We start from the raw sequence: 25985 nt of genomic DNA on the forward strand, positions 1-25985 counted from the left end.
GCTCAAAGACAGTGATGCTCGCGGAATCTTTCGGGAATTGGCGTGTTATGCAAACGCTGCTTCCCCGGATCTCGTCGACGGTCCAAATGTGGCCGTCCCTTACGATTTGCAGTCCCGCTCTTAGCTGCCTCGTTGGTGGTTGGTTTGACAATCTGTCACCTCAATATCGGTGTCATCGTGCGAGCACTTTCAAGACCCGGAAAGCTCTTGTCCGGCCCGGCTCAGGCACCGAGTCCCCGTATTGTGCCCTGACTCTGGCACGGACCATCCTGAGCAAGGTGGTGCGGGAAACCGTGGTTTCCACTGTGCAGTCGTCCAAAACTTCCTTGGCGGCTTTCAGCCATCGGAGTTCACAGCCGCGGAATATTGCACTCGACGGTTTGGATGGCTTGTCGACCAGACCAAGCGCCCGGTTGCCCTGATAGCGACGGACGTGATTGCGCACGGTTGAAACGCTCATCCCCCGCTCGGCCGCCTTCGCCCGATATCTGTCCATCAGGCTGGTGACCTTCGGGTCGTACTCGGGGCGTGGTTCCCCGGGGAGAGGTTGACGTGCGTTTCCGGACTTGTACCCAGTCAACACTTCATTGACGTCGGTAAGGCGTTGCCTCATTCTTTCGAATTGCTCCTTGTTCAGAACGGTCAGTTCTTCGAACGTCTCGAGCCCTGACTGTGGCTTCTCTTGCTCTTCCGCCGCAGGCAGGAAGGTGTATTCGCTGTTCGAGCGATGTTCAAAGACACCGATGCTTGCGGAGTCCTTCGGGTTTTTACGTTTTATATAGACGCTGGTCCCTCCGATCTCAAAGACGGTCCAAATGTGGCCATGCCGGACAAGTCGCAGCGCGGGTCTTGGTTGGGGTGTTCCTGGCTGGTCTGACATTCTGTCTTTTCCATATCGTTGTCATATTGTGTTGCCGGGTTGATCGATATTCGATCCGAAGGCGTGTGGCCGCCCGTACCGAAGTCGACGTTCTCCGGTCCGGGATCCCTTAGTGGGTGGTCGGACGCCCGGCGTCTATGGTTGTCGGGCTTCCGGGTGTGTTGTTTCTTCTTCCACGATGGCCGCCAACCGGTAATTGCCTGAGTCGATGAGCAGTTCAATCATGTGGATCCGCGCGAAGGTCTTCGGGTGCTGTCGCTCTATCAGGAGATCGGTGCCGACAATTTCGACCACCGTCCAGATCTCATCGTCGTGAACGACGTGCGCGCCGATTCGGATTTTCGGCATTCGCGGTGTGTTAAACATCGGCTTGCCTGCTCGCACGCGTCAGAATCGTTGCTCGATCCAGCGGAATCTCAAGATCGAGGGTGAAATCCCTCGCCCAGCAAAGGTGCAGAAGATGCGCCCGAACGATGCCGCAGTCATAGCCGGTCTCGGCGGCGACGCGGCGCTCCAGCCTGCCGAATGAATCCGTGGGCTCCGCGTCAGAGCGGATCTGTTGCAGCAAAACCGGGTCAAACTGCCATGATCGCCTGTAGGTGGCGAGGAACAACCTGTTTTCGGCCTCCTGCGGGTCAGGGTCTGAATACACCTCATACGACCAGCCATGCCCTTCCAGTTCGGGCTGCGCCCAATCCCGTGTTGCTACGACTGCATCGTCCTTGAGCCTGGAGCGAGCTTTCACTTCTACAATTCGTACCCCGCTGTCATTGTCTACGATCAGGAAATCGGGGACGTAGGAACGACCACGCCTTACATTCATGACCATCTTGAAGGGCTGCGAGATGAACTTCACAGCATCGTCTTCCATGTCGGCTTTCACCAGGAATGCCAGTTCAAGATTGGACTCGAAGGGGACGAGGTCCTGGTTCGTCACAGACCAGTACCACCCGGCCTTGTTTCGCTGGCCGGGATAGTAGCCGGATATTCGCCATGGCTCGACACTTTCGAACCTGCCCAGGTTCGCCTCCCACAAGGGAAACAAGTCGGTTTCCCCGGTACCGAGCATGGTTCTAAGCAGGGTTGCTTCCGTTGACCATCTGGCGTCCGGGAGGGAGAGCGGCGCCGGCCGTCGCCTGCCCGGCCTGCGGGCTGATGGATCCCTATTCACTGGGGCCTCCGCTACTTCCCCATTCTTTGGTGCTTGGTTGCGGTCCCGAACCATCCGGGAAGGAGGCAAGGACTCCAGAACTCAGAGCCTGGAGTTTGAGCTCCCACCCGAGGGGCGTGAGTTCCATCGGATGGTGGCTATTCGCGCGGACGAAAAGTCTCCCGCCAGCGTCGCCTTCGAGGTGCCCGAATTGGCGGACGAGCGCGGTTCCATTCAGGCCAAGGGCTTCTGCGGCCTTTCCTAGCGTCGGGTAGGACATGACAGCGACGAACCGTTGAAGTCTTTGCCCGGAGCGCGGCCCGGTCAGCGTCTTCTTCAGCAGATCGGGGCAGCCGAGCAAGAGCTCCGCGCTGACGCCGATCGACCCGCTTCCACTTCCCCTGCTCCTCATCAGAGTCCCCGATTCGCGAAGAGACCTCCTGATCGTTGTCTTGCTCCAGCCCGTCATGTCGGCGATTTCCTCAGCTGTCCGTCGCTCATCGACATACAAGGTTCTGAGCTGTTCCGGATTGATCCTCGTCTTATCCCCGGAACGGGACGTCACGGCCAGTCTGTCGATATGCCACCGGATCATTCGACGTGATTTCCTGAACCGTCTCACCATGTCTTCGATGGATTCACCGGCCCCGATCGCCGAGCGAAGCATGCTGTCCAGATCACCATCACGAATCAGCGCCGCGACGGCTTTGGTTGCCCTCGCGTCGATCCGGGCAAGGAGCCGGTCCTCGACGAGACCGCGTCGAACCAGGCCGTCACTGCTCGTAGCACCGAACTCTTCGCCCCGTCGCGCGATCAACGATGGGAGGGTAAACAGCTCAATCGGCGGTTCCCAGCTCAGCGGCTCACGGACGCCGCGCGCAGCGAGGAAACCACGGGCGTGGTCGTCAAGGCCGTCCAGAACCGATGACGGCGTGGTGACCAGAAAATTCTGCAGGATGTAGAAGGAAGAACGCCGGCCGTCACTGCCGGCTTCAGGCAGCGATCCGGTAAGCCGGTACGCAAGGTACAACCTCGCGGCATCCGCCGGTCCGGCTTCGGTTCCCGCTGCCCGGGCCATATCGTGCCAATCAGGTTCAGAGAGTAGACCAGCCAAGGACATCCGTCTGCGCCGGTTGTAGTCGATTGGGGCGGGGTTGGAGTCGAGGTAGTCTGCCAGCTGCTGGAGGATGACCACGACTTGGTCTCGTCCGGGCTGCTTCATGTGGGCAAAAGCGTATGAAAAGGTGTGTCGTTTCCGGTGGGGAATGTCCAAAGCGGCTGCCTGGATGCCGAGGTCGTGTGACCGGTATCCCGGCAGGAGCACTCCGACGCTGAGTGAAAGTTGAAGTGTTTCTGCTTGAAGCGATTGATCCATGTGGAGCAGGCGTGTCCATCCCGGCCAGAATTGTTGTGGGACGGACCGGGCCCGTTCCAGCACCGCTGGTGTGTCGAGTTGCGGTGTCGACGCGCTAGGCCCAGCTGTTCCGTAACGAAGTGCGTCGGCGGGACCAAGTCTGGGGTGCAGAGCGGTGAGCATTTTGCGCTGAAGCGAGGCGGATGGCGCGCCCCAATGTCTGATGATGTTGGATGGGGATTCGTGAAGCGGTTCGTTGTTGTCGCCGGAGATGAGTCGCAGGATAAGCGGAACGAAGGTCTCGCGGTCATCGCTTTGAAGAATAAACGCCGCGAAGGAGACTGCGTGTGCCATCTGAAGCACTGATCCCGGGCAGAAGAGTCCATTCCGTTTTCGTTTCGGGTCGATCCTGAACCTGCAGTCCTCGCGCCCGGACGTGCCGTTGTACCTCCGCAGTTCGTTAGAGGTCAGGACGCGGAGAGCGCGTCCGGCCAGCAACTTGAGGTCATTCAGAACCACGTGCAGGTCGGAAGCGTCCACTTCCGGGGAGTCGATAAGAGAATCCAGCCACTTTTGAGCCTCGATTATCGATGACTGTTGCGGGAGCCGGATCACAGGAGCGTCCGACAAGTCAGATTGGCAGTATGTACCTGAATCGCTTCGCCCTTTGACTCGGCTGCTGCATAGGTTCAAGACGGGGACCTCGTTCAGGCGCAGGACCCTCGTTCCCCGCACCGCACCGCATGCGCTGCACGCGTCATTCAGGACGCAGGAGTGTTCCGCGCAACAAAAAGACCATGAAAGACGCCACCGAACCTTCCAGACTCCGGGCTTGTCCCGAAGGCACAGCGGACAGTATCGCGAGCCGGTGCCCCGGGCCCAGAGGAAATGAAGATCAACTCCATGGCGGCCCCGGCGCAGGAAAAGTGCTCGACCTTCATATCGGGCCAATGTCATGCTGTGCAGTGTCTTGACCGGCACAGCAGCCACATAACTTATGAACCTTGCGCGTTCTGGCGAAACGCCAACCGCAATATCGGGCAACGCAGTTCGGGGTTGGTTCTCGGAAAGCAACCCGACGGTACGGTACAGAACATTGCGCGAAACCTGCAGCCTGGCACAAGATCGGTCCAGCCAGCTATCCAATGCCTCTCCCGGTTCAAGCTTCACCCTAATGGGAAGCCGCCTCAATGCCTTTTCCACCTCAGCCACACGGTCTCGGACTCTCAATTATGAATACGATCAGGAGTGACCTGCGGCATGGGTTTACAAGCCGCCTGAACTCCCATTAAGAGGACGTGGACCATCCCTGAAGATCCCGCCGCAAGTTATGCAGACAATCACTGTGCTTATTGCAATAATGCCGCTTCAATGCACCTGGAGCAATAGGTGGCAGGAAATTAAAATGCCGCATCTGTGAAATATGTATAACACACGCAGCGTCCATCCTCACGAAGTGTTATACATATTTTGGCGGCTATTTGTGTAGCACTTATCGGAAAAGTCTCCAATCCTATACCGCGGTTCTCGCGCAGAATTCCGAGGACATTGAAAGGCCAGAACCGACCAATTTCCGGGCGAATGAGGCTGGAACCATGGGCCTGGATTCCTCTCCAATGGAACGCGCGGACACATCCGACGCACGCAGGAGACGGGCGCTCTCCGCCGATCCCCGGACGCCCTGGGGAAGAAGTCGACGCCACACTAGACGCCTTCCCGGCGTGTCAGCCCACGCTCAGCGTCGCACACCGCCGGTACCCTGAACTGACAACCGGTGACCGGCTGCCGAGCGTCAGTCTCGTCGCCCAGCAAGAGCGGTGCCAGGGCAAGGGGAGGGTCTACTTCGTGAGCATGCGGCAACCCAAGTCAGTTCAGCAGGGGGATTTCGGGGAAACAGCGGTCGAGCTGTTCTTCAAGCAGCTTGGGTGGGGACCGCTCTCTACCGGCTCGCAGGATCTGGGTACCGACCTTTATATCCAGCTTCGCGACGAACAGCTACTGGACCTCAGGTTGATGCTCGGTGCGCAGGTCAAGACTGGAAACAGCTTGTTTTACAGGCCGGGCATCGTCGATGGCCGAGAGGGATGGTGGTACAGCGAATCGGACAATGCGCACGCCGACTACTGGTCAAATCACCACGTGCCCCACATTCTGATTCTCCAGAGCAGGGATCTGAGCACTCGGGTGTGGGCCGCGCTCACGGAGAGAACGATTATCGATACAGGGAAGGGGTTCAAAGTCTTCGTCCCTGCCGATCAGCGTCTTGAGCCGGGAAGTGCAACCAAGTGGATCGAGCTCGCTGTCGAGGCCCGTGAATCAATTGCCTTTGAGGGCAGCCGCTGGTCCTTTTCGGTCGAGGACCTGCCGGAAGCCGCATGGGCCCGGCACGCGCTCATCGCGCCACGCCTGATTGCTCCGCACCCGAATAGAGGCATCGGCGCGTCGATCAATTGGGCTGAAGCCGTGGCGGTCTGTATCGAGGCGAGGCCGAACCGCTGGCACCAGTTCGCCGACCGGTTTGAAGATGTCCCAAAGCCGGACGAAGCGATGGATTCCGAGAGCGCAGGTTGGCGATTCGCGGCTGCGGTCTATGAGTGGGTAACCGGAGGGACATCTGAGAGTCTTCGACAGCTGGATCTGACAGCGGCTGGCCGTTCGCTGCGTGTTGCCCGGGCGGTGTGCCTGTCGATTGCTGAATTCGACGACCTCCGGTTCGATGCCGCCCGAGTATCGCTCGAGGCCGAATACTTGGAGGATGAGTTGTCGGTGGATCAGGCTTGGCTCAGCACTCATCAGGCCCGAATACTCGCTGAGACCGGCAACATCCCGGCTGCGCTCGACATCCTTGAACGCACGAACACTGTGATCGCCAGCGTTGCGACGGATGTTACCGTGTCGGCGTTGCGGTCCGCTGCCCTCTGGTCATTGTTTGAGCTGACCAATCGATTCGATGCAGACCTGTCCAAAGTGGTGCCGGCGATGGACACTGCAACAGCCTGGTGGCGCAACCAGGCGACCGCCAGTGGACTCGAGGATGCAGTAGAGCGGATCTTCAATCTGTGGGGCCGGGACAAATCAATTCGGTTCGGCGGAGCGAACATTGCTCACAATGAGCTGTTCTCAGCGTCTCTTACGGCCCGGCTGGCGGGGGACCACGGGAGTTGGCGCTCAACGCTTGGCCTCATGGCCATTGTCGATCTCTCCACACACGGCGCGGACGGTCCTTCTGTGGCGGACAGTCTCGACGCGTTGCGCAGGGCCGGCGGCGAGGACCAGCTCCGCCTTGCTTTAGCGAAAGTTCGCGACGATGGCCCCCTTGCCGGTCTCTCACATTTCATGACATCCATTCGGCCCGAAACAATCACGCGTACAACTTGGCGTGCAGATCTTGCAGCACTCACCGTGGCCGGCAGCTACTGCCCGCCTGAGCGAGCGAAGACGCTCATCTCTTTCCTCCTGGGCGGCCTCAGCAATCCGGGCCTGTGGGCGGAAAGGTTCGGGGAGCCAACGCCTAGCCATCGAATGCTTGAGGCGCTGATGGGTTTGCTCGGTCACTTCGACGACGAGCACGCAAAGGAGGTCATCGAGTTCGCATTATCGCTCGGCGAAGACGCATCCCAGCTTCTTGACCGTGGTCTCAGTTCACTCCTGGCCGAGCTCGACGAGGACGTTCCTGCCGGCCGTGAGCCGGATTTCGCGGACAAGGCAAACGACGCAACCCTTCCGGGGTGGCTCCGAAACATCTTCGCAGCACACGCCCCAATGGCGCGCGACGTCCTCCATGAATCCCTGGTCAAAGGCGATGTGAGGGCACTCCCTGCTCTCCGCACGATAGCCAATCTCACGACCGAGGAAGCCGTGGCGTTGACCGGAACCTGCGCTGGCGCCTTTGAGGGTTACAGACGGTCGCAGAACGGCTTCGCCATCCATCAAATGGACATGGCTCAGCTATGCACGGGTCTGGCCATCCTGCACCCGGAGTCTGGCGCCTGGGGCACCATCGTTGGATTTCTTTGCGACACTGATGCATATCCAGCTCCGAAGCGGGCCGCCTGCAAAATACTGGCGGAGAACCCTGGAGAGATCCCCGGCGAGCACCGAGAGCGCTTGGCCGCGTCACTCAGAATGCTGATTGCGGACAAGCGGCCCGACCCAACCGCCCCTCATCTGACCGAAATCGGCGGCGCATTCCATGAGTTACTCCTGGAACTTCTGCCCAAGCAGCATGCCGACCGAAGCGTCCTCGAAGGTGCGCTGCTTTCCGGCGGTGAAAGGACCAGATGCGACGCCGTCGACTACTACTCACGGCGCCATGGTTCGGAATCGATCCTGTTGGCACTCGCCCACGACGCGAACCACCAGGTCTCGAACCGTGCAATGTTCGGCCTCGCCAAACTAGCAGCAACCGGCGACGGACTCGAGAACGTCTACAGAGACGCCCTCGCTAGGTTCGCGTCGGCCGACGGAGAATCCAATGCACTCCACGTCCTCGGGGGTGTGGAAGCAGGCGAACCAACGGGGAATTTTATAGACCTGATATCAAGCCTGACCACACACCCAAGCGCGACGGTGCGGAGGCGAGCAAATCACGTGCTGAACCGCTTGATATAGAAGCCCGGTCGCTAAGCGATCAGCCGGGCGTCAGTCCCGTGGTCGCATGAGGGGCGGATTAAGCACGGCCCTAGTCGGCTGACCCTGCAAGGGTCGTGCCGCCTCGGCAAGGCGGAAGAGCGCCGCGGGGCGGCCGGCGTCGCCCGCCGTCATCGTTCCGGTCTCTTCGAGGAAACCAGGGGTTCCTGTTGCTTTGCGGTGGAAATTCCGGGGATCAAGGCGGGTCCCCCACACGGCCTCATACACGGCGCGGAGCTGGGCGATGGTGAATTCCTCGCCGCAGAACGCGGCCGCGAGGGGCGAGTATTCGAGCTTTGATTTCGCGCGCTCCAAAGCATCGGCAAGGATCCGCTCGTGGTCGAAGGCGAGCGTCAACTCACCCTCCAGAACCTGGCTGACCGGGTACCAGGCCGCATGTTCGGCATCGCTCCCGGCCGACAGGACCGGGAAGTTGGGCGCTAACAGCAAGTGGGCAACGGTCAGCACATCCCCCCGTGGGTCCCGCCCCTGCGGACCATAACTCCCCAGTTGCTCCAAATACCCAGGGATCCGCTCGACTCCGGTTTCCTCGGCCAGTTCCCGTGCCGCCGCTGTCAGCAGGTCTTCACCGACCAGGACGAACCCGCCCGGCAGGGCGAGTGCGCCGCGGAAGGGCTTGATGAGGCGGGTGATCAGCAGGACGTTCAGGACGTCCTCGGAGACGGTGAGGGCGACGACGTCGACGGTGACGGGGAAGCGAGTGGGCGCGGGGTAGGGCCTAGGCATGTCCCCATCCTAGATATTTATCGTCACCTTGACAATAAATCGGAGGCGAGCCTATCGTCTTGTTATCGTCATATTGACGAAAACCTTGAACGGTTAGGAGAATCCCATGGCCAGCATCAAGCGCTACCCCTGGATCAGCCACTTCCTGGGCAGCCCCACCGGCTACGTCGTCCACCTGCAGAAAGGCAGGGTCAGGCACCAAGGCGTCGGCCAGGCGTTCTGGTACCGGCCGGTGAACTCCGTGCTCAGCGAGGTCCCCGTCGATGACCAGGAATTACCCACGCTCTTCCACGCCATCACCCGCGACCACCAGGACGTCAGCGTCCAGGCCAACGTGACCTACCGCTTCATCGACCCGGTCGCTGTGTCCACCCGGCTCGACTTCGCCCTCCAACCCGCCGGCCCCGGGGCAGGCACGGCGCAGGCGACCGGGAAAGAGCAGGTCGCCACGATCATCGGCCAGCTATGCCAGAGCCACGCCATCGACCAGATCGCCACCACCACCCTCGCCCAGGCCCTGGAACGCGGAGTCAGCCAGCTCCGCACCGTCCTCACCGACGCCCTCCGGGCGGACACCCGGCTCGCGTCCACCGGCATCGAAATCCTCGGCGTGCAGGTCCTGGCCGTCCGGCCGGAGTCCGACGTAGAACGGGCCCTGCAGACACCGGTCCGTGAACAGCTCCAGGCCGAAGCGGACCGAGCCGTGTACGAACGCCGGGCCGTCGCCGTCGAGCGCGAACGGACCATCTCCGAGAACGAAATGGCCAGCCAGATCGAACTCGCCACCCGCCGCGAACACCTCGTCGCCCAGGAAGGCGCCAACGCACGGCGCGAAGCCGAGGAAAAAGCCGCCGCAGGACTCATCCACGCCCAGGCCTCCGCCGAACGCCAAGGCATCAACGCCACCGCCGAAGCCAACCAGATCCGACTCGTCGGCGAGGCGGCCGCCGCACGCGAAGCCGCCACCATGGAGGTCTACCGGGGCATGGAACAAGCCACCCTGCTCGCACTGGCCCTTCGCGAAGCAGCCGGGTCCCTCCCCCACATCGGCAACCTCACCATCACCCCCGACCTGCTCAGCGGCGCCCTCGCCGGACTATTCCAAAACCCTGCCGGCAGTGCTGTCCCCGCCGCGGCCGGGGCGGCGTCCGGAACCACCGGCCGCCCCGGAAAGTAGGCTGCCGCCATGGCCACCCCCCGCCTGGTCATCGTCCACCGGCGCACCGAACTGCAGGAACTCCTGGATCGGCACGCCACCCGCGGCCAAGCCGAATTCTTCCTCCGCACCAGAGGCCGCACCATCCAGGAAGTCCAATACCACCACGACCGGACCACTACGGCCCTGGCAACCATCCGCGCCGCGGTCCCGGCAGAGTGGCGACGCGCCGACGTCGAACGCAACGACCTCAGCCGCTTCCTGTTCACCGCCGGGGACGTCATCGCCGTCGTCGGCCAGGACGGACTCGTGGCCAACACGGCCAAATACCTCAACGGCCAGCCCGTCATCGGAATCAACCCGGAGCCGGGCATCAACCCGGGCGTCCTGGTCCGGCACACCCCCGACGCGGCAGCCAAACTGCTCCGGGACGCCGCACCGGCCGGGCACATGAAGCACCTGTCCTGCCGGGAACTGTCCACCGTGACGGCACGGCTCGACGACGGACAGGAACTCTCAGGACTCAACGAGATCTTCATCGGCCACTCCTCCCATCAATCGGCCCGGTACCGGCTCACGACCCCGGACGGGCTGACCGAACGCCAGTCCTCCTCCGGGCTGATCGTCTCCACCGGTACCGGCGCCACCGGCTGGTGCGCATCCATCGCCCTCGAACGCGGAGGACGCACCCTGCCCGCCCCCACGGATCCCCGGCTCGCGTGGTTCGTCCGGGAAGCCTGGCCCTCCCCGATCACCGGAGCCTCCCTGACCGAAGGCACCCTGCAGGCGGGCGAGACACTCAGGATCACCGTGGGCTCCGACCAGCTCGTGGTCTTCGGGGACGGCGTGGAAGAAGACCGCCTCACCGGCTCCTGGGGCCAGGAAATCACCGTCCACCTGGGCGAACGACCACTCCGGCTCGCGGCGTAAAGTAGCCCGACCGGAGGCAAGCCCAACGGCGCACCTGTCGACCGGCCGGGAAACCGGCCCTGAGGGTTGCTTTCGCTTACCGGACGGGCCCGGGAAGTATAAAAGGTACAAAAAGTATAAAGACGTATAAAAGGTCCACCAGCGACAGCAATGGACCGGCCCATCAAGACGGGGCCAGCGGCAGCTGACATTGCGGCAACAGGATCAACGCACCGAACCGTTCGCTCTAGCCTTGGACGGGCTCCCCGACGAAGGCGAATATCTCATCAACGTTGTCGGCGTCAGCGCCCCGGCAGGGTGTGTGAACATTTATGCCAGGTTCAGCAGTGACCCACGCGAAGAAGAACTCGAGACGGCCGCATTGGCCGAGAAGGGCCCAACGTCGCCAGCCGGGCAAGCCGATGGTGTTGGCCCAAGCCGTCCTGCTGTACTCGGGGTCCACCGGCAACGGCGCCGTCCAACTGGACTCACAGGACGGCAAGTTCAGCGTTGGATTCTGACAGCTTCCACGATGTCTTCCCCGCGCAGTGTATGCATAGTGGCCTGCCAGGACTCGAAACGACCGTAATTCCCGGGGTCAAAGATTTTCTCCCAGCCCTGCTCGACTTCTGCCCTCAAATCCGCCGGCCAGTCCGCGATTCCTGCACCCCAGGCTCCTGCGGCCCTGAGCCTGGCCCAGAATTCGTCGACCACGCGATTCATGCGGGCGGTGTAGCCTCCATCGCTTTCGCCGGGGAGCCCGGGGATGTGGGGGAACTTGTTCAGGACCGCGTGCCAGTCGCCATAGTGCGAGAGCAGCACCCGTTCCCGCGGCACCCTGCAGGTCAACAGAACCTGCCCGATGGAGACCTTGCAGCTGTCCACCAGATCCCGGCGCGTGATCCGTGCCCAAAGCCAGACGGCCCCGTCCCCGGCGCTGGTGAGCCGTGCTGCCATCTGCCGGTAGAGCCAGTCGTAGGCGTCGACAAGATAAGGATCGATACGGGAAGGATCCGGCACGAGCACGCCGGTTGAAACGATGGCCTCGAAAGCTTCCTCGCTCTGAATGGTGTGGAGAAGGAGCCGGTCTGCGGAGATGTCGTAGCCAATCCGCCCCGGCGCTACGGCGTCCGAAGGGCTGGCTTCGCTGATTGGAAAATTCGCCACGGCAATATCATCGCTGAGAACACCGACAGTGGTCGCTAATTGTGCAAAGCGCCTTTGCACAATTGACCTATCAGCTGCGACGGCGGGCGGCTTGCGCTACGAATCCGGGTGTCACGTGGACTTGGTGAAGCCTGGACGAGACCCAGCTGAATTTCATGCCGCTCCCAGGCAGACGCGTGGCTCTCACGTGTCGCCGAATCGTCCAAAGCGCTTTGGACGATTCGGCGTTTCAGCCACGACGGCGTTCAAGTGGGACAAAGCCGAATCGTGGGAGGCCAGCAACAACTCATTACGCAACGATCAGGGTCTAGGCTATTCGCCATGGAAGACGTCGTCGATACCGCAACCGGCGGGAATGACCATGCGATGGTGATCCTACGACTCGTGAGACTGCGCTATCGTGACTTCAGCGGTTCGAGCCGTTCCTTCCAGGCGCACGTCCGTGGACGTACTCACGGACGCTGATGCCCGATTTCCCCTGAACGATTTGGGGTCACTCGACGAAGTGTATTCGCCTGAAGGGAGGAAGATGCAGTGGAGAAAAAGCCGGGCCTGACCAGGGACGACGTCCTTCTCATCCGGGCCATCGTCGATGCAGACTATGAACGCGACGTGAAGAACCTCACCGACGATACGACAGATGACCTGGGGCCCATCCGGGTAGAACCCCCGGAAACCGAGACGAAACCGGGCAAAACGCCGTAAGGATGCCGAGGGGCCAGCCAACAGGCCACCCCTAGCCGGACAATTCCGGGCCGATAACGGCAGCAGCTGCAAATGCGGACGCCAGTCGGCGGGCTGGGGCCCGTATTGGTTATCGTGTGGTCATGGGTATGGCGGACGAACACCGGCTGACCTCGCGGAGGACCGCCGAGATCATCAGTCGCGAGCTGAGGAACGGAGACATTGATTTCGCCTTCCGGATCATGGTTACCGCCACCGCTGACTTCCGTCAGACATCGCCGTCGAATTATGAGGATTTCCTGATACCCCCAGACTCCACCGGATCTCTTCGGTGGGACACACTGCTTGCCGCGGTCATTGGCGGTGAATGCGACCGGCTCGGAATCCCCAAGCCTCCGTGGACGCAACCGACGCCGTTGGCGGAGGAGTGGGTTGTCACGATCCTGCCGAACGCCACCGAGCGGTGGGTCGCTAGAATCAAGTCCGGCACCCCGGTTGAGTTCTCCCGACTGGGTATCTGGATCCATGCCCGAGATCTGGAGACCATGTGACGAGGCCCGCTCGCTTCAGCACCTTTGCGCTGTCGGGGGTGTCTGTCCCCGCGGTAACGATGAGGTGCCCACTTGCGTTGCATTAGGTCTTCAAGTCAGGCCCGCTCTTGGCCGGGAGATGCGCGCCGTCTAGCCTGTGACACAGACGGGCCGTCGTCCTATCCAATCGACCCTCCGGATGTGGCAGCGTCACTAACGCCCGTAGTGGTCATAAATCTGACCACTACGGGCATCAGGGCCGAGATGAGCACCGCAGTGGTTCCTAGCCAGCGGCGGGCTTTCTCGGCCCTTCCCGCGAAAATCCGGGCTGGGCTTCGTCCCTATATTTGCCCTCTGGGTCCGAAGACCTGCGATAAGTTGCGGTTCGCTGCCCGTCACCATGCTTCCTTGCAGAACCCCGCGGAGGGTAGGCCAATCGATTTCCTCGCGAGACAACCGAAGACCGCCACAGAGCCTGGATCCTGCGTGCAAACCAGCAATCCGCCGGAACCTAGCACCGCGCACAGCATTTCGGGCCAATCTTTGCCTCGACTCCCCGGCTGCCTGGCCCGATTAATCATCTGGCGGCAAGCCCCGGGAGAGCGGCTTTCATGCTTTCCCGGGGTCTCCGTAAATGCCTAATGGTTCCGGCCAAACACGAGGGTACCGCAAGGTTTTGCCGCCTTCACGTTGAAGGTCTTGCAGCGGACCAAGGACCCGGAGCGGTCTCCGTGAAGGCGCCCAACTCGGAGCCGGTAAAGCCTGCCCGGATCATTCTCGCCGAATTTCCTAACGGGACTGGCGAACCCGACACGACAGGAGTTCACCCGTCAAGGTCGGCGCGCAACGGCTCCAGTCCGACACGTCCCCCGTCGTCTGCGCTCATGGGGCACGGTACTCTGCGACATCTCGCGCCCCCTCCAGCTGTTCAAGCAACTCAAAATCTGCAGGCCCGACGAGCACCGCCACGACTTTGCCGTTCCTGGTGATTTGGATCCGTTCGCCCTTGCCTGCTGGCGCAATCACGTCCTTCAGACTCTTCCGTAGGTAAGAGATCGAAACGGCGGAAGTCGTCATGCTCATGGAGACGTGCTCATCGGTCATAGGTCCCATTGTCCACAAACGGTGGCCTTGGGCCCTCGGGACGGAAGAAAGTCCGACAGATCGACAGTTGAGCGGGACCGCATTCCACCGCACCGGGTGGCCATCAGGCCTCTTGCGGTTCGCCGCTCCCGGTCCTGCCCCCAACGGGCCGCCGCGACAGCAAGCAACCCCGAAGCCATGCAGCCCCTGCGCCTAGGCACACCTGGAGGGAATCCAAAGCGCTGTACGTATGCTGGTTCAATGTTGGATCCAAGACCCATCGCAATTTTCGGTGACTGGCACGCCAACGCCGGTTGGGCGATCACCGCGATCAGGTCCGCAGCCCGCGAAGGTGCAACCACAATGCTCCACGTCGGCGACTTCGGCCTGGACTGGCCCGGGCCGAAACGCGGACGCTATGAGGACAAGCTGAACAAATACCTTCTCGACCTAGGCGCCACCCTCCTCGTCTCCGGCGGGAATCACGACAACTGGGAAACCCTGAACAAATTTCCCGTCGGCGAAGACGGTACGGCGTTCGTACGGTCCAACATCCGCGTGTTGCCGCGGGGCGGCCGCACGCAGGTCGAGGACCTTGTCGTTGGCGCCCTGGGCGGGGCATTCAGCGTGGACAACGAGCACCGGACCGAGGGCAAGGACTGGTGGGCTGATGAGGAACCCACACCGGAAGAAGCAAAAGGACTCATAGCCGGCGGACCACTCGACATCCTCATCACCCACGACGCACCATCAGGCGTCTCTCTCAAGGGCCATTTCGAACTCCGGCCGGAGCTGGGTTGGAAGGCCGAGCGAACCCGCACCCTCATCAGCGAGGTCGTCGATTCAATCGCCGTGCCGCATCTCTTCTGCGGGCACTGGCACCAACGAAGCACTTACCGGCTGCCCCGGCCTGACGGAACCATTACCCGGGTGGACGTCCTCGACATGGAGAACTCCCGCGAGGGCAACGGCGTACTCGTTTGGCCAGGCAAAGCACCGCTGTGTATCGAGCCTCTCGCCATCCGCGGCAGATGAGGCGCGGCGAAAGCCTGCGAAGACCCAACGAGCTCGTCGGCGAACCCATTTACTGGGGAAGTCCATATTCGCAGAACCGGAGCACCGCAACTCACCGAGGCTGCGCGGAAGTTTCCCGCCAATGGCGCGTGAGATCCGCAACTGATAACGGCCGCCATCCGTGGATCACAAGATGGCATAGCAGGCTTGGAAAGGCCCGGCCAAGACGACTCCGCACCGGCCTGCCCAACGCGAAACTGCGGCACTTTGCACACGCCGACGGATGGTCTATCGTCGCGTAGCAAGGCACATTTTGGCGCATGACAGGGAACAGACGATGGCCCCACCTGCAGGACCTTCCGATCAGCACGAGACCGGTGACGCAGCTGGTGCAACGTCAGCGGAACCCGTCGCAGCGTTGTTCCGCGCATTGGAGAGCGTGGACGGCGAAGTCTCGCCGCAGCTTGCCCGGGCGGTTCAGGCCACGATCAACGTGGTGAAGCAAATCGGCCGGGAATTCGGGCTTCTCACGGAAAGTGAAGCCCGGGCCGCTCTCGGACCAGGGAACGCCACGGACGTCCTTGATTTCGGACTCCGGTATCGCGGCCAGACCTTGTACCCGGGATTCCTGTTTGAACCTTCACCCAGCGGTGAGGGGCCGACGAGAGTGCGCCCTCTCCTGAAGGACTTGAAGAAGATCGCCAGCGAGTACGGCTGGGAGGGGGACGATGTCGTCCTTTGGATGGCATCTCCCACGACTTGGTTCGCGGACCACGGCCGCCCCGTCGACCACCTCGATGAACCTACCGCGGTCATCGCCGCGCTGACAGGCGATGCCGGCATCCAATGGTGATAAGACCGCGGCGCCGGGCACCGACCGAACCTCCCACCCCGATGGCTCACCGGCACCTGTACTACTATTCCGAGTCCCTTGACAGGAAGTTCCCGGTCGCCCGGCTCGACTGGGCCAACTGGTACCAGGAACTGGCCGTATCTTCCCCGCACCTGGACAACGAGGAACTGCTCACCAGACTGCTTTGCGAAGTTTCAAAGGAAACCCGCTCCCCGGTCGACCCTGTCCATGACATGCCTTGGTATGAAAGGGAAAACTACACAGCACTCGCCGTGATCAGCGCCGGCTGGGCAGCAGCTCCGAGAACCCCAACAAACCAACGAACAGGGCTGCGTCGGCCCAGCGCCCGCGGCGCCGCTCTATTTCGATTCCAAGTCCCGCGACGCGAAGTACCCAGTAAGTCAGCTCGACTGGAGCACCTGGTATGCAACAGCGGCGTAGGGGCGTGAACCCCGAGCTTGATGAACTGGATCTCCTGGGCGAACTCATCCACGCCGCCTCCTTCGCCGCACAGGAAGCCGGCACGCCCAAACCAGAACAACACCGGTACCTCTCACGCCATCATCGCCGCCGGGTGGTCCCTTTCCGGTGCAGAAGGGCCCTGAAGCTTCTACGGGGATTGCACTTCAACAGCTTCAAGACGGGCGTCGCTAATTAGGGTGCCAGTCTATTTCTGCGATCCCCTCTCAATCTGGCAACGCGGAACCAACGAGAACACCACGGCCTGCTGGGCCAATACTTTCCGAAATTCACTGTCCTATCGCGCTACAGCCCCAAGCATCTAGCGAACGTGGCCACGCACCTGAACAACCGCCCCGGCTAAAACTCAACGATGAGACCCCCGCTCAGCGCTTCGCTAATCTCTTAACCACCCACCACCAGCCACCGAGTGTTGCGACGATCGTTAGAATCCGCCCGGTCACACCGGTCCTGAATCAGGGTGCCATATTCACCCGTCACCGTGCATTTGATCGTTCGCGCCGGAGAGCCACCGACGAATCGATCACACGGATCAAACAGTGGCCTTGTCCATGATCGACTTGCACTTGGATACAACGTGTTCGGGAACCGCGTCGAACTCCCTGGGATTCAGCTGCATCACGTACTCGTTCTCGATGTGATACGACTCGTTGACGAATTTTTGGAATGCTTCGTCGTTGAGCCTGGCCTTGCTCCCGTCCGCAAGCAGAGTGCGGAAGATCTGCACTTTCTCGTATCCGACCTCAGTGGCGTCGAACTTCGCCTTCACCACGGCGGGGTTCTTCAGGTCTTGGACCAGCCTGTCGTAATCGAACCCTGGAATCGAGTCGCGGATCTTTTCCAGGCCGGCAGCAACCACATCCTCCGGCAATGGGGTCAGCTCCCCATCCTGGTTCTTTGAGCTCACCGTGTCGCGCACGTGAAACAGGCTCGACAGGATGTCGTACTCAACTCCAAGGTCACCGTGGACTTCGTAAAGCCGTCGAAGGTAAATGCTCTTGATGACGTCATCGGATGAGGCATCGATGTTGTTCTTCCACACTTGCGAGAAAGTCGAGATGTGCCGACGTTCGATCTGCTTCTCCTGCAAGTTACCAGCGCTACCTCTAAGGAAGTGCGCAATCGGCTGCATTATGGCGAACTGCCCTGAGGTCGGGTTAAGAACGATGTCGATCGCGGGCTCGATGTCGTGTGTAAGTAGCAACGTCGTGAACTCGCGAATGCTGCTCGAGCCGTGGAACAGTTGGTGAAGGATGGCGAACTTCTTCGTCTTGTCGAAACTCGACACCGGGTCGTCGAGCACAACAAGATCGGGCCGAACCTTGCGGACGTGGTGCATGAAGAGCACGAGCGCGAAAGCGTTCCTCTCTCCGTAGCTCAAGTGGCGGTTTGCAGCTTCAAGGTGCCCTGTGAAGTCCTCGTGCTCCACGATCATTCTGTAGGAGGTATCCGTCTGCTCGATCTTCACCGAGTACCGGTACCCAGCCGAGCGTAGGAAATCGTTGACAGCGTTCTGATTGTCCTTAATCAGGGCAGCAACGCGGCCTTTCTGCTTCCCGATCTCAGCGCGCAGTTCATCAATCCGTTTCGCAACTTCGTCCAGTTTGTCGTTGATTAGCCCGACAACGGACGCGGTTTTCTCAGAGGCGAGTGCATCGAGAAGAGGGAGTTCTACCTTCAGCTCCAGCAAGACTTCGCCGACGATGCTTGTGTCCGTATCACGGAGGGTATGAAAAGAAAGGGCGCGAAGTGCGGTCAATTTTCCCAGGAACGTCTCCACTTGTGTTCTCAGATTGGCCAGGAAAGTCCCCTGTTCTGGAGAGAGTTCGCCGACGGACGTGAGAAGGCCGCGTAGACGTTCAAGCTTACTCTTTTCGAAGTAGTCGCCGAGTTCGTCGATCACCAGTCTGAGTGCGCTTAGGTGCTTCACAGCACCCGACTCGTACACCTCCGAGACATGTCTTGCAGTCTCCTTATTCACGTCCGTGCTTGAGCAAAATGGACAGTTCTCTGAGAGGTCGAGGAAGGACTTGCCCTTCGACTGCCAGGTGATCCACTCTGCAGGATTGTCGCTGTCCAGAAACTGTTTGTATCCCTTTAGGGGCTCCGGTACGTTCGCCAGCTTGCTGCCCATCCCGATCGCCTTGTAACCCTTACTCGTTTTGGCGAGAGCACCGCCTTTGGTGACCCCGAACGCATCGCGGAGCGCCGTGAAGGCGGTTAACGCGGAATCGAACTCTTCCTGTTGCGTAAACGTGTCCTTGAGCGCTTGGAACAACGCTTCGATCTGGGTCAGACCTTGCTTGTACTCCTCCGTGTTGATGAACACCTCGAAGCTGTCCTTGAGTACCTCATCAGGACGGAACACGAACTGGGAGACATATTCGTCATTGAATACCAAGATCTTCTCGATGGAGTCCGCCCCGACTACTGTCGGCGACGGTGCTCCCTCAACCCCACGGTGTTTGAAAGGCAGAAGCGTTGCGAGTGCATCAGCCCCGTCAGCTCGCAGCTTGAGCGCATTTGCAATGGTGCTCTTACCGACGCCGTTAGGTCCATATTTTATGTTCAAGGCCGCTCGGCGGAGCGTGATGTTCGCCATGGAGATGCTGTTGCAGTCGCGTATCTCAATCGACAGTTCTTCGGCCGCTACTTTAACCATGCCCTTTGCCCCCAACGCTGGTGGGCGCCGCTATTAGCGCCATCACATCAAGTCTGGCATTGATGGGTCGGATATCCGCGAACGGCGCCACAGGATCCGTGTCCAGCTCCCGGCGTCAATAAGGGATCTGCTATCGGCCCGCCGAACCCCCATAGACGGGGGTTTTACGAATTGCCCCCGTTAGTGATTACGAATTCCCCTGGAGCGCTCTTGTCCGGGGGAATTCGCTTTTTGACGCGGCTGATCGGGCCCGCCGTCTTGGCGGCCGCGGCGTGGTTGCGGGCACGCCAACGACCCCGACACCTCGGGTGCCGGGGTCGTTGTTTGGATGGGTGTTGTTAGTCGTTCATTCGCTCGTCGAGGGCTTTTGTCCGGCGTTCCCGGTTCTTCTTCGGTTCGGGGCCGAAATCCCAGACTTCGCCGCCCCAAGGGTTTTGTTTTCGTCTCTTGAAGGACCAGTCCCGCACGATCCGGAAGTTCAGCGATGCGAGCGACAGCGCGAGGAGGAACGCGGTCCGAAGCCTTGTGAAGGTTTTGACGTAGCCTCGCCGCCAGCTAAGCTTGTTGGTTCGCACGTCGGCGGCGAATGATTCAAAGGCGTTGCGGGCCGTGTATTGCTTGACCCAGGATGTGGTCCCGAAGAGTGGCCATTGCGACTCGCGGGCGTGGTCGTCGGGGATGAGCGTGAACGTTCCGGAACATCCGCAAGGCTCTCCGGGCGTGCAGTTCGTTTCAGGGTTTTCGTAACCCAGCCTCATGGATTGGGCGTTGTTGGGGCAGCGAAGCTTGCCTGCGGTTGCGGGTCCTTTGTAGCGTTGGTGTCCGTTTTGCGGGTTGCGCGCCGTGGGGTGGTAGGCGTAGTGGCTGCGCTCGTCGTAGATTTTGGCCCGGCGGTCTTTCTCTTCGCGGCGGATGTTTGGCGCCGCTGGCGAGTCCAGCTGGTGCAGCCGCTTGGGGATGGCCGTCGTGAAGAGCCCTCTATCAATGTAGATAGTCCCGGGGCGTGTGCTTGACATGGTTGTCCTTTGGTTGCTGGTGAGGTCGTAGACCTGACGTAGATTTCTGCTCCAGAAGGGCAGCTGCCAATTGATGGCTTTGAGGATGGAATAGCCGCGGTCCGCGTAGACCGCGGTGAGACGGTAGGCGGCGGCTTTTTTGACGATGTCCAGACTGGTCAGGCCGGCGTCGGCCCGGCTCGAACTTGCCGGGACGAGAAGGAATGATCTGACGACGCGTGGGGCGTCGACGGTTCCTTTCGGGCTGGCGTCAACACCGAAGTGGGCCTCATAACCGAAGAACATATCCTTCGGATGGTTCTCGGTGGCGGTCTTCTTTCCAAGGTCGGCGTCCGGGTCGGAGGAGCTCCATTCCTAGGATTGTTCCTCGCCTGGTTTGCGCGATGGACCTTGATCATTGCATCGGCCCGTTCGGAATCCGAGAAATGCGCGAACTCGAAGCACCGGGCATCCTGATGCTCTGGGATCCAGCTACGAAAGACCGTCCGACGAGAATTCAGGTAGGCTCCGAGCTTGACGCACCGAGCCTACCGACGCGCCGGGCTGTGTAGTAGGCCCAATCCTTAATGAAGCTCGGCGCCGAATATCCTTTCCGAAGCGACTGAATATCTGGCGCGGACGGCTGGAGCCCATTCACGTGTCGCGGAGGGGTGTATCAGCGTGTAGCTTGGCCGGTCCCATTGAGGCAACTCTCCCGTGAGTGCCCATGCTGCTTGCTTAGCTGCCCCCAATGCTGCGTATTCCCGCGGCTCCGGCCACCCTACGGTTCTACCGGTGAGGTCTGAGACGGCCTGACGAAGTGATTTGGATTTTGAGCCGCCTCCGATGAGGGTGACGGTGTCAACTACCAGACCGGCGCCAATGAGGTCCTCAACTGCGTCTGCTATCGCGCATGCCAGGCCCAGAATGCCCGCCCGCGCCAGGTTTTCCGGGGTCATGGACCGGCGGGTCAAGCCGGTCAGCGCGCCTTGTGATTCGGGCAGCAGCGGTTTCCTCTCGCCGTCCAGATACGGAACAAAGCATATTCCGCCCGCATCCGGTGGAGCTGCAGAGGACAGGACGTCCATCTCACCCAGGCTCAGCCGGAGCATGGCCGCCATCGCGGTCAGGGTTCTGGCGCCGTTGAGCGTGGCGACCAGCGGCAATTGTCCGCCGGCGGCGTTGGCCATGTCGGCGACATGGCATGAAGGGTCGTTGACGTGGCTGTCCTCCACCATGGACACGGTCATGCTGGTGCCTATGGAGACGACGGCTTCCCCGCGTTTCGCCCCGAGCCCAAGGATCGCGGCAGCGTTGTCACCGCACCCTGCGCCCACCACCACCCCGCGCGACGTGATGCCGGCCCGGTCTGCCGGACCAAGCACCTTCGGGACTTTGAGGTCCCGGCCCAGGGCCAGCTGGATGAGTTCGTTGCGGTACACGGCGTCAGAGGAGGACCAGTAGCCGGTTCCGGACGCGTCGGAGCGATCCGTCATCGGTTCGCCCTGTTGTCCGAGCAAGCCCCACGTGAGCCAGTCGTGAGGGATCATCACGCGCCGGATCCTGTTTGCAGCCTCTGGCTCGTGATGCGAAAGCCAGCGCAGTTTGGAGACGGGATGCGCCGCGGTCGGAACCATTCCCAGTTCGCGGAGCCAGCGGTCCTGACCGTATTCGTGGCGCAGATCCAACGCCGATTGCGTTGCCCGATGATCGTTCCAAAGGATGGCATCGTGGACGGGCTGGTCGTCGGCGCCAAGGACGATGGTGGAATGCTGTTGAGCGCTGACGGCGACGGCGGCGATGCCCTGAAGTCTGGTAGCACCGACTCCCTCGAAGGCATCCCACCAGCGCCGCGGATCGACAGCCGTACCGTCGGGGTGCGGCAGTGCCGTCGAGCGAAGGACCTCCCCCGTGGCAGCATCGACGGTGATGTGTTTACAGCTTTGCGTTGACGAATCGACGCCAGCGACGAGGACGGGCCGCGCCATTTCTAGCCTCCGAGGAGTCTTTCAGCGGTGGCACTGTCTGTCACCAGGCCCTGAATAAGCCCGGAGGCCAGAAGCGCACGGATTGCGCGGGTCTTTGATGGACCGCCGGCGGCGGCGATGACGGCGGGGATTGCCCTCCATCCCGCTTCAGAGATCGCGATGCAGCGGTCATCGATGTCATGGATGACTTCGCCTGAGTCCGCTATCAGCGTGGCACCAAACTCTGCAACCACTCCCCGTTCCAGCAGTTTCGTCCGGTCCTCTTCGCTCAGTGCACGGTTCTTCATCATTTGGGAGTTTTCCGGCTGCCAGGAGCCGACGGCTCCGACGGCGACGGTGACACGGGGAAATTGATCAAAGGTTTGGGCCGTGTCGGGCTGCCGGCGCACCCCGAGGGCGGCTTGGGCGTCGCTGATGACCAGGGGCGAATAGATGGTCCAGGGCCGGACTCCAGCGAGGCTGCTGACGCGCCGCATGATTTCCAGCCCCGTTTCCTGTATGGGTCCGGCCACGCCGGCAAGCTGAACCACCCCGCATTTGGGCAGTGTGGTCAGCGAGCGAGCCATCGCGCTGAGCGTCCGGCCGGACGTCAGCCCAAGAATGTCGTCGTCTGTCAGGATTTCGCTGAGCAGGTCCCCCACGGTGGAGCCCAGGCGGGCCTGCAGGACCTGCTCATCGTCAGAGGGAACGTCAACGACCACGGAGTGGCCGAGTTTAAAGCGCTCCGCCAGTTGCACCGACAGATCAAGCCTCACACCGGAGGGGCTTTGAATGTCGATCCGGACGATTCCGGTGCTGACGGCCTCATCGAGCAGACGTGCGACTTTGAAACGGCTGAGGCCGGTTTCGTTGGCGATCTCGATTCGGGTCTTGTTCTGCAGGTAGTGCTGCGTAGCGATATGCGCGATCTGCACCTGCCTGCCTGGCCCTGGCGCCTGTGCCATGCACACCTCCGCAGTAGTAACTCTCGTCTCCGCACGAGTCTACACGGACGCTCAGATGAGCACCAGTCCCATTTAATGTCCATTTTGCTCATATGAGCAGAGGGTATTAAATAATGCGCACTGCCAGCGTATAGTCATTTCTCGTCACCGTTTGGTGGCCGCTGAGACGGCAATGCAAAGGAGCTCGATACAGGTGTCGACCGTCCGCTCAGACGACAGCAACCAAGTCGTCCCCATGCTCGAGTGTTCGGGCATCACCATGTCATTCGGAGGCATCCCGGTCCTCCGCGGAATCACGTTCTCCTTGGAACCAGGTACTGTTACCGCCCTTGCCGGAGAAAACGGTGCAGGCAAGTCCACGTTGATGAAAATTGCCTCCGGCCAGTACCGCCCCATCGATGGCAGGGTGCAGGTCAGGGGCCAGGACCTGGTCAGCGGAAACACGCAGGCCGCCTACGAACTTGGCGTCGCCATCGTGCCCCAGGAACTCGCATCGATCCCGGAAATGATGGTCTACGAGAACCTCTTCATCGGACGGGAGGTCAAGACCCGGCTGGGAACCTTGGACCGCGCGGCCATGGTCAAGGCCGCCAAGGGCTACCTCAAGGAATTCGGCCTGGACACAGATCCCAAGACCCGGATGCGCGAATTGCCGGTGGGTATCCGGCAAATCATCGAAATTATCAAAGCAACCCACCGCGGAGCCCGGGTCCTCCTGCTGGACGAACCCACCAGTGCCATCGCCGAGCGCGAAGTCGCACGGCTGGCAACGATTGTCCGCTCGCTCCGGGACCAGGGCGTCGCCATCCTCTTCACGACCCACAAGATGGAAGAAATCCGTGCCATGGCCGACCGGGTCGTGGTCCTGCGCGACGGCACCCTGGTCAGCGACACCCCGTTGGCGGATATTTCCGACGACGGGATCGTCACCGCCATGATCGGACGCGAGCTCGACCAGCTCTTCCCCGAACGCCCGGACGCAGGCAACGACGTCGCCCTTGAAGTCAAAGACCTGGTCATCACCGTCGGCGCCACACCCATCAACATCACCGTCAGGAAAGGAGAAATCCTCGGCCTCGCAGGGCTCGTCGGTGCCGGACGTACCGAACTCATCGAGTGCATCTACGGTATCCGCAAACCCCACTCGGGCACCGTGACACTCTCCGGCTCGGTGCTCAAGGCAGGATCCCCGCAGGACTCCATCGCCCGGAACCTGGCCATTGTCCCCGAAGACCGCAAAGGCGCCGGCGCCATCCTCTCCATGAGCATCCTGGACAACGCCACCCTGCCGAGGATCGCGGCGTTCTCCCGGTTCGGCGTCCTCAGCCGCCGGAAACAGCGCTCAGCGATTTCCGAGGTCATGAAATCCATGCGCCTGAAAAGCAGCGGCCTGGACCAGCACCTGGAAAACCTCTCCGGGGGCAACCAGCAGAAGGTCGTTTTCGGCCGCTGGCTCACCGGCCAGGTAGACGCTTTGCTGCTCGACGAGCCGACCCGCGGGGTCGACGTCGGCGCGCGCAGCGAAATCTACCGCATCATCACCGAGCTGTCCTCTGCCGGCATGGCCGTCGTCATGGCATCCAGCGATATGCCCGAGATTCTCAGTCTCTCCCATCGCGCCCTCATCATGCGCGAGCTCGGTGTCGTCGGCGAACTCGACCGCGAACAACTCGACTCCCCTGACGTCCAGGACACCATTTTCCGACTCGCCTCCGGACTCCGGGCCGAACCTCTGAAAGACACCACCCCATGAACACCACAGCCACCGCCCCCGCGGCCCTGCAGCGCAGCAACTGGAAAGAACTCGCAGGGAACTTCCTCGTCCGCCACATCATGGTCGTCGTGATGCTGCTCATCGTCGCGTTCTTCGCGTACCGCAGCGCACGCTTCGCCACTCCAGACAACCTCACCAACATCCTCATCGCGGCAGCACCCTTCGCCCTTATTGCATTGGGGCAGACCCTTGTCATCCTGACCGGAGGCATTGATCTCTCCGTCGGCAGCGTCATGGCCGTCAGTGCCATGGCCGCGGCCTGGACCGCGAAGAACGCAGGGGACAACCTGCTGTTGCCCCTCGTGGCCGCCGTGGCCGCCGGCCTCCTCGCCGGCAGCATCAACGGGTTCATCGTCAGCCAGCTCGGAGTCCCGCCCTTCATCACCACCCTCGGAATGCTGACCCTGGCATCCGGCTTCGCCTACGTCATCGGCGACGGCGCACCCATCAACGGCCTGCCCGCCAGCTTCGGCCTCTTTGCCAACACCCAGGTCCTGGGCCTGACGCTCCCGGTCGTCCTCATGATCGTCGCCATCCTTGGCCTAGCCTTCGTCATGAAACGAACAAACTACGGGCTGCGCGTCTACGCGATTGGCGGCAACAGGCTCGCCGCCGAAATCGCGGGCGTCCACTCGCGCCGCATCCTCTTCAGCGTCTACGCCATCAGCGGTGTGCTCGCCGGCCTTTCCGGTCTCATGCTCGCCTCCCGTGTTATTACCGGTGCCCCCAACCTCGGCCAAGGCTACGAACTCGACGCCATCGCTGCGGTGGTCATCGGAGGCGCCAGCCTCATGGGCGGCAGGGGCACGGTGTGGGGCACCGCCGTCGGGCTCCTCCTGATCCAGACCATCAACAACGGACTCGACCTCCTCCTCGTCCCCGCCTACTGGCAGAACGTCATCAAGGGCGTGATCATCGTCGCCGCCGTCGGCGTCGATGTCTGGGCCGCCCGCCGGGGCCGCCGCTGACCATTACATCCTGACCAC

The 25985-nt window shown here is 61.4% G+C and carries 22 protein-coding genes and 2 pseudogenes; 12 read left to right on the forward strand and 12 right to left on the reverse strand.

What is annotated here, in order from left to right; genetic code table 11:
- Positions 1–172 precede the first annotated feature (172 nt).
- The 5 genes and pseudogenes from AC4CS3_RS05450 to AC4CS3_RS05470 all read right to left on the reverse strand — a co-directional run.
- A complete protein-coding gene (locus AC4CS3_RS05450) occupies positions 173–880 on the reverse strand; it encodes a hypothetical protein (RefSeq protein WP_490782539.1) in 708 nt (235 codons plus the stop codon).
- A gap of 135 nt (positions 881–1015) precedes the next feature.
- On the reverse strand, positions 1016–1228 hold the full coding sequence (locus tag AC4CS3_RS05455; RefSeq protein ID WP_490782540.1) for a hypothetical protein: 213 nt from the start codon (positions 1226–1228) through the stop codon (positions 1016–1018).
- A 10-nt stretch (positions 1229–1238) separates the two neighbouring features.
- The gene (locus AC4CS3_RS05460; RefSeq protein ID WP_490782541.1) at positions 1239–1949 is read right to left on the reverse strand and encodes a TnsA-like heteromeric transposase endonuclease subunit; all 711 of its coding nucleotides are present in this window, start codon (positions 1947–1949) and stop codon (positions 1239–1241) included.
- A 94-nt stretch (positions 1950–2043) separates the two neighbouring features.
- Entirely contained in the window at positions 2044–3924 is a 1881-nt protein-coding gene (locus AC4CS3_RS05465; protein WP_490782754.1) for a helix-turn-helix domain-containing protein, read from the reverse strand.
- A 234-nt stretch (positions 3925–4158) separates the two neighbouring features.
- Positions 4159–4596, reverse strand: a pseudogene (locus tag AC4CS3_RS05470) (TniQ family protein); the annotation flags it as partial.
- A gap of 639 nt (positions 4597–5235) precedes the next feature.
- On the opposite strand from AC4CS3_RS05470, the gene AC4CS3_RS05475 reads away from it, so the two are divergent.
- Positions 5236–7995, forward strand: coding sequence for a DUF4365 domain-containing protein (locus AC4CS3_RS05475; protein ID WP_490782755.1), 2760 nt, complete (start codon positions 5236–5238; stop codon positions 7993–7995).
- 30 nt (positions 7996–8025) lie between these two features.
- Here the strand turns inward: AC4CS3_RS05475 and AC4CS3_RS05480 are convergent, their stop codons facing one another.
- The gene (locus tag AC4CS3_RS05480) at positions 8026–8760 is read right to left on the reverse strand and encodes an NUDIX hydrolase (RefSeq protein WP_490782542.1); all 735 of its coding nucleotides are present in this window, start codon (positions 8758–8760) and stop codon (positions 8026–8028) included.
- Between the two features lie 106 nt (positions 8761–8866).
- Between AC4CS3_RS05480 and AC4CS3_RS05485 the strand changes: the two genes are divergently transcribed.
- From AC4CS3_RS05485 to AC4CS3_RS05495, 3 genes are all read left to right on the forward strand, one after another.
- Complete coding sequence (locus tag AC4CS3_RS05485) at positions 8867–9937, forward strand: SPFH domain-containing protein (protein ID WP_490782543.1); 1071 nt, start codon at positions 8867–8869, stop codon at positions 9935–9937.
- Positions 9938–9946: 9 nt separating this feature from the next.
- Entirely contained in the window at positions 9947–10846 is a 900-nt protein-coding gene (locus AC4CS3_RS05490) for a diacylglycerol kinase catalytic domain-containing protein (protein WP_490782544.1), read from the forward strand.
- A 326-nt stretch (positions 10847–11172) separates the two neighbouring features.
- Positions 11173–11346: a hypothetical protein gene (locus AC4CS3_RS05495; RefSeq protein ID WP_490782545.1), complete on the forward strand. Its 174-nt coding sequence runs from the start codon at positions 11173–11175 to the stop codon at positions 11344–11346.
- Here AC4CS3_RS05495 and AC4CS3_RS05500 read toward each other — a convergent pair.
- Complete coding sequence (locus tag AC4CS3_RS05500; protein ID WP_490782546.1) at positions 11330–11992, reverse strand: DUF3841 domain-containing protein; 663 nt, start codon at positions 11990–11992, stop codon at positions 11330–11332. The two genes, AC4CS3_RS05495 and AC4CS3_RS05500, sit on opposite strands and share 17 nt — an antisense overlap.
- Before the next feature lie 534 nt (positions 11993–12526).
- On the opposite strand from AC4CS3_RS05500, the gene AC4CS3_RS05505 reads away from it, so the two are divergent.
- A complete protein-coding gene (locus AC4CS3_RS05505) occupies positions 12527–12697 on the forward strand; it encodes a hypothetical protein (protein WP_490782547.1) in 171 nt (56 codons plus the stop codon).
- Positions 12698–12819: 122 nt separating this feature from the next.
- Complete coding sequence (locus AC4CS3_RS05510; protein ID WP_490782548.1) at positions 12820–13227, forward strand: hypothetical protein; 408 nt, start codon at positions 12820–12822, stop codon at positions 13225–13227.
- An 861-nt stretch (positions 13228–14088) separates the two neighbouring features.
- On the opposite strand, the gene AC4CS3_RS05515 is transcribed toward AC4CS3_RS05510, so the two are convergent.
- Positions 14089–14310, reverse strand: coding sequence for a type II toxin-antitoxin system Phd/YefM family antitoxin (locus tag AC4CS3_RS05515; protein ID WP_490782549.1), 222 nt, complete (start codon positions 14308–14310; stop codon positions 14089–14091).
- A gap of 240 nt (positions 14311–14550) precedes the next feature.
- Between AC4CS3_RS05515 and AC4CS3_RS05520 the strand changes: the two genes are divergently transcribed.
- The 4 genes and pseudogenes from AC4CS3_RS05520 to AC4CS3_RS05535 form a co-directional block, all read left to right on the forward strand.
- Positions 14551–15324, forward strand: a complete 774-nt coding sequence (locus AC4CS3_RS05520) for a metallophosphoesterase family protein (RefSeq protein WP_490782550.1) — start codon at positions 14551–14553, stop codon at positions 15322–15324.
- Positions 15325–15640: 316 nt separating this feature from the next.
- On the forward strand, positions 15641–16156 hold the full coding sequence (locus tag AC4CS3_RS05525; RefSeq protein WP_490782551.1) for a hypothetical protein: 516 nt from the start codon (positions 15641–15643) through the stop codon (positions 16154–16156).
- Positions 16157–16601: 445 nt separating this feature from the next.
- Complete coding sequence (locus tag AC4CS3_RS05530; RefSeq protein ID WP_490782552.1) at positions 16602–16814, forward strand: hypothetical protein; 213 nt, start codon at positions 16602–16604, stop codon at positions 16812–16814.
- A gap of 1 nt (position 16815) precedes the next feature.
- Positions 16816–17011: pseudogene (locus AC4CS3_RS05535) on the forward strand (transposase); the annotation flags it as partial.
- Between the two features lie 157 nt (positions 17012–17168).
- Here the strand turns inward: AC4CS3_RS05535 and AC4CS3_RS05540 are convergent.
- The 4 genes from AC4CS3_RS05540 to AC4CS3_RS05555 all read right to left on the reverse strand — a co-directional run bounded on the left by AC4CS3_RS05540 (position 17169) and on the right by AC4CS3_RS05555 (position 23225).
- Positions 17169–19298, reverse strand: a complete 2130-nt coding sequence (locus tag AC4CS3_RS05540) for an AAA family ATPase (protein WP_490782553.1) — start codon at positions 19296–19298, stop codon at positions 17169–17171.
- Positions 19299–19636: 338 nt separating this feature from the next.
- Positions 19637–20599 carry a hypothetical protein gene (locus tag AC4CS3_RS05545; protein ID WP_490782554.1) on the reverse strand — a complete coding sequence of 321 codons (963 nt, stop codon included), beginning with the start codon at positions 20597–20599 and terminating at the stop codon, positions 19637–19639.
- Positions 20600–20877: 278 nt separating this feature from the next.
- Positions 20878–22281 (reverse strand): xylulokinase, encoded by a 1404-nt coding sequence (locus AC4CS3_RS05550; protein ID WP_490782555.1) that lies wholly within the window; start codon positions 22279–22281, stop codon positions 20878–20880.
- A 2-nt stretch (positions 22282–22283) separates the two neighbouring features.
- Positions 22284–23225, reverse strand: coding sequence for a sugar-binding transcriptional regulator (locus AC4CS3_RS05555; protein ID WP_490782556.1), 942 nt, complete (start codon positions 23223–23225; stop codon positions 22284–22286).
- Positions 23226–23418: 193 nt separating this feature from the next.
- Between AC4CS3_RS05555 and AC4CS3_RS05560 the strand changes: the two genes are divergently transcribed.
- Both AC4CS3_RS05560 and AC4CS3_RS05565 read left to right on the forward strand, forming a co-directional pair.
- Positions 23419–24978, forward strand: coding sequence for a sugar ABC transporter ATP-binding protein (locus AC4CS3_RS05560; protein ID WP_490782557.1), 1560 nt, complete (start codon positions 23419–23421; stop codon positions 24976–24978).
- Positions 24975–25967 carry an ABC transporter permease gene (locus AC4CS3_RS05565; RefSeq protein WP_490782558.1) on the forward strand — a complete coding sequence of 331 codons (993 nt, stop codon included), beginning with the start codon at positions 24975–24977 and terminating at the stop codon, positions 25965–25967. The genes AC4CS3_RS05560 and AC4CS3_RS05565 overlap by 4 nt, the downstream gene beginning before the upstream one ends.
- Positions 25968–25985: the final 18 nt, after the last annotated feature.

It is taken from the genome of Arthrobacter sp. SE2, assembly GCF_058244265.1.

Bases quoted from the DNA above. Each gene is read 5' to 3' on its own strand.
- AC4CS3_RS05450 (WP_490782539.1), bottom strand. From the start codon at position 880: ATGTCAGACCAGCCAGGAACACCCCAACCAAGACCCGCGCTGCGACTT.
- AC4CS3_RS05455 (WP_490782540.1), bottom strand. From the start codon at position 1,228: ATGCCGAAAATCCGAATCGGCGCGCACGTCGTTCACGACGATGAGATC.
- AC4CS3_RS05460 (WP_490782541.1), bottom strand. From the start codon at position 1,949: ATGCTCGGTACCGGGGAAACCGACTTGTTTCCCTTGTGGGAGGCGAAC.
- AC4CS3_RS05475 (WP_490782755.1), top strand. From the start codon at position 5,236: ATGCGGCAACCCAAGTCAGTTCAGCAGGGGGATTTCGGGGAAACAGCG.
- AC4CS3_RS05480 (WP_490782542.1), bottom strand. From the start codon at position 8,760: ATGCCTAGGCCCTACCCCGCGCCCACTCGCTTCCCCGTCACCGTCGAC.
- AC4CS3_RS05485 (WP_490782543.1), top strand. From the start codon at position 8,867: ATGGCCAGCATCAAGCGCTACCCCTGGATCAGCCACTTCCTGGGCAGC.
- AC4CS3_RS05490 (WP_490782544.1), top strand. From the start codon at position 9,947: ATGGCCACCCCCCGCCTGGTCATCGTCCACCGGCGCACCGAACTGCAG.
- AC4CS3_RS05510 (WP_490782548.1), top strand. From the start codon at position 12,820: ATGGGTATGGCGGACGAACACCGGCTGACCTCGCGGAGGACCGCCGAG.
- AC4CS3_RS05515 (WP_490782549.1), bottom strand. From the start codon at position 14,310: ATGACCGATGAGCACGTCTCCATGAGCATGACGACTTCCGCCGTTTCG.
- AC4CS3_RS05520 (WP_490782550.1), top strand. From the start codon at position 14,551: ATGTTGGATCCAAGACCCATCGCAATTTTCGGTGACTGGCACGCCAAC.
- AC4CS3_RS05525 (WP_490782551.1), top strand. From the start codon at position 15,641: ATGGCCCCACCTGCAGGACCTTCCGATCAGCACGAGACCGGTGACGCA.
- AC4CS3_RS05540 (WP_490782553.1), bottom strand. From the start codon at position 19,298: ATGGTTAAAGTAGCGGCCGAAGAACTGTCGATTGAGATACGCGACTGC.
- AC4CS3_RS05545 (WP_490782554.1), bottom strand. From the start codon at position 20,599: ATGTTCTTCGGTTATGAGGCCCACTTCGGTGTTGACGCCAGCCCGAAA.
- AC4CS3_RS05550 (WP_490782555.1), bottom strand. From the start codon at position 22,281: ATGGCGCGGCCCGTCCTCGTCGCTGGCGTCGATTCGTCAACGCAAAGC.
- AC4CS3_RS05555 (WP_490782556.1), bottom strand. From the start codon at position 23,225: ATGGCACAGGCGCCAGGGCCAGGCAGGCAGGTGCAGATCGCGCATATC.
- AC4CS3_RS05565 (WP_490782558.1), top strand. From the start codon at position 24,975: ATGAACACCACAGCCACCGCCCCCGCGGCCCTGCAGCGCAGCAACTGG.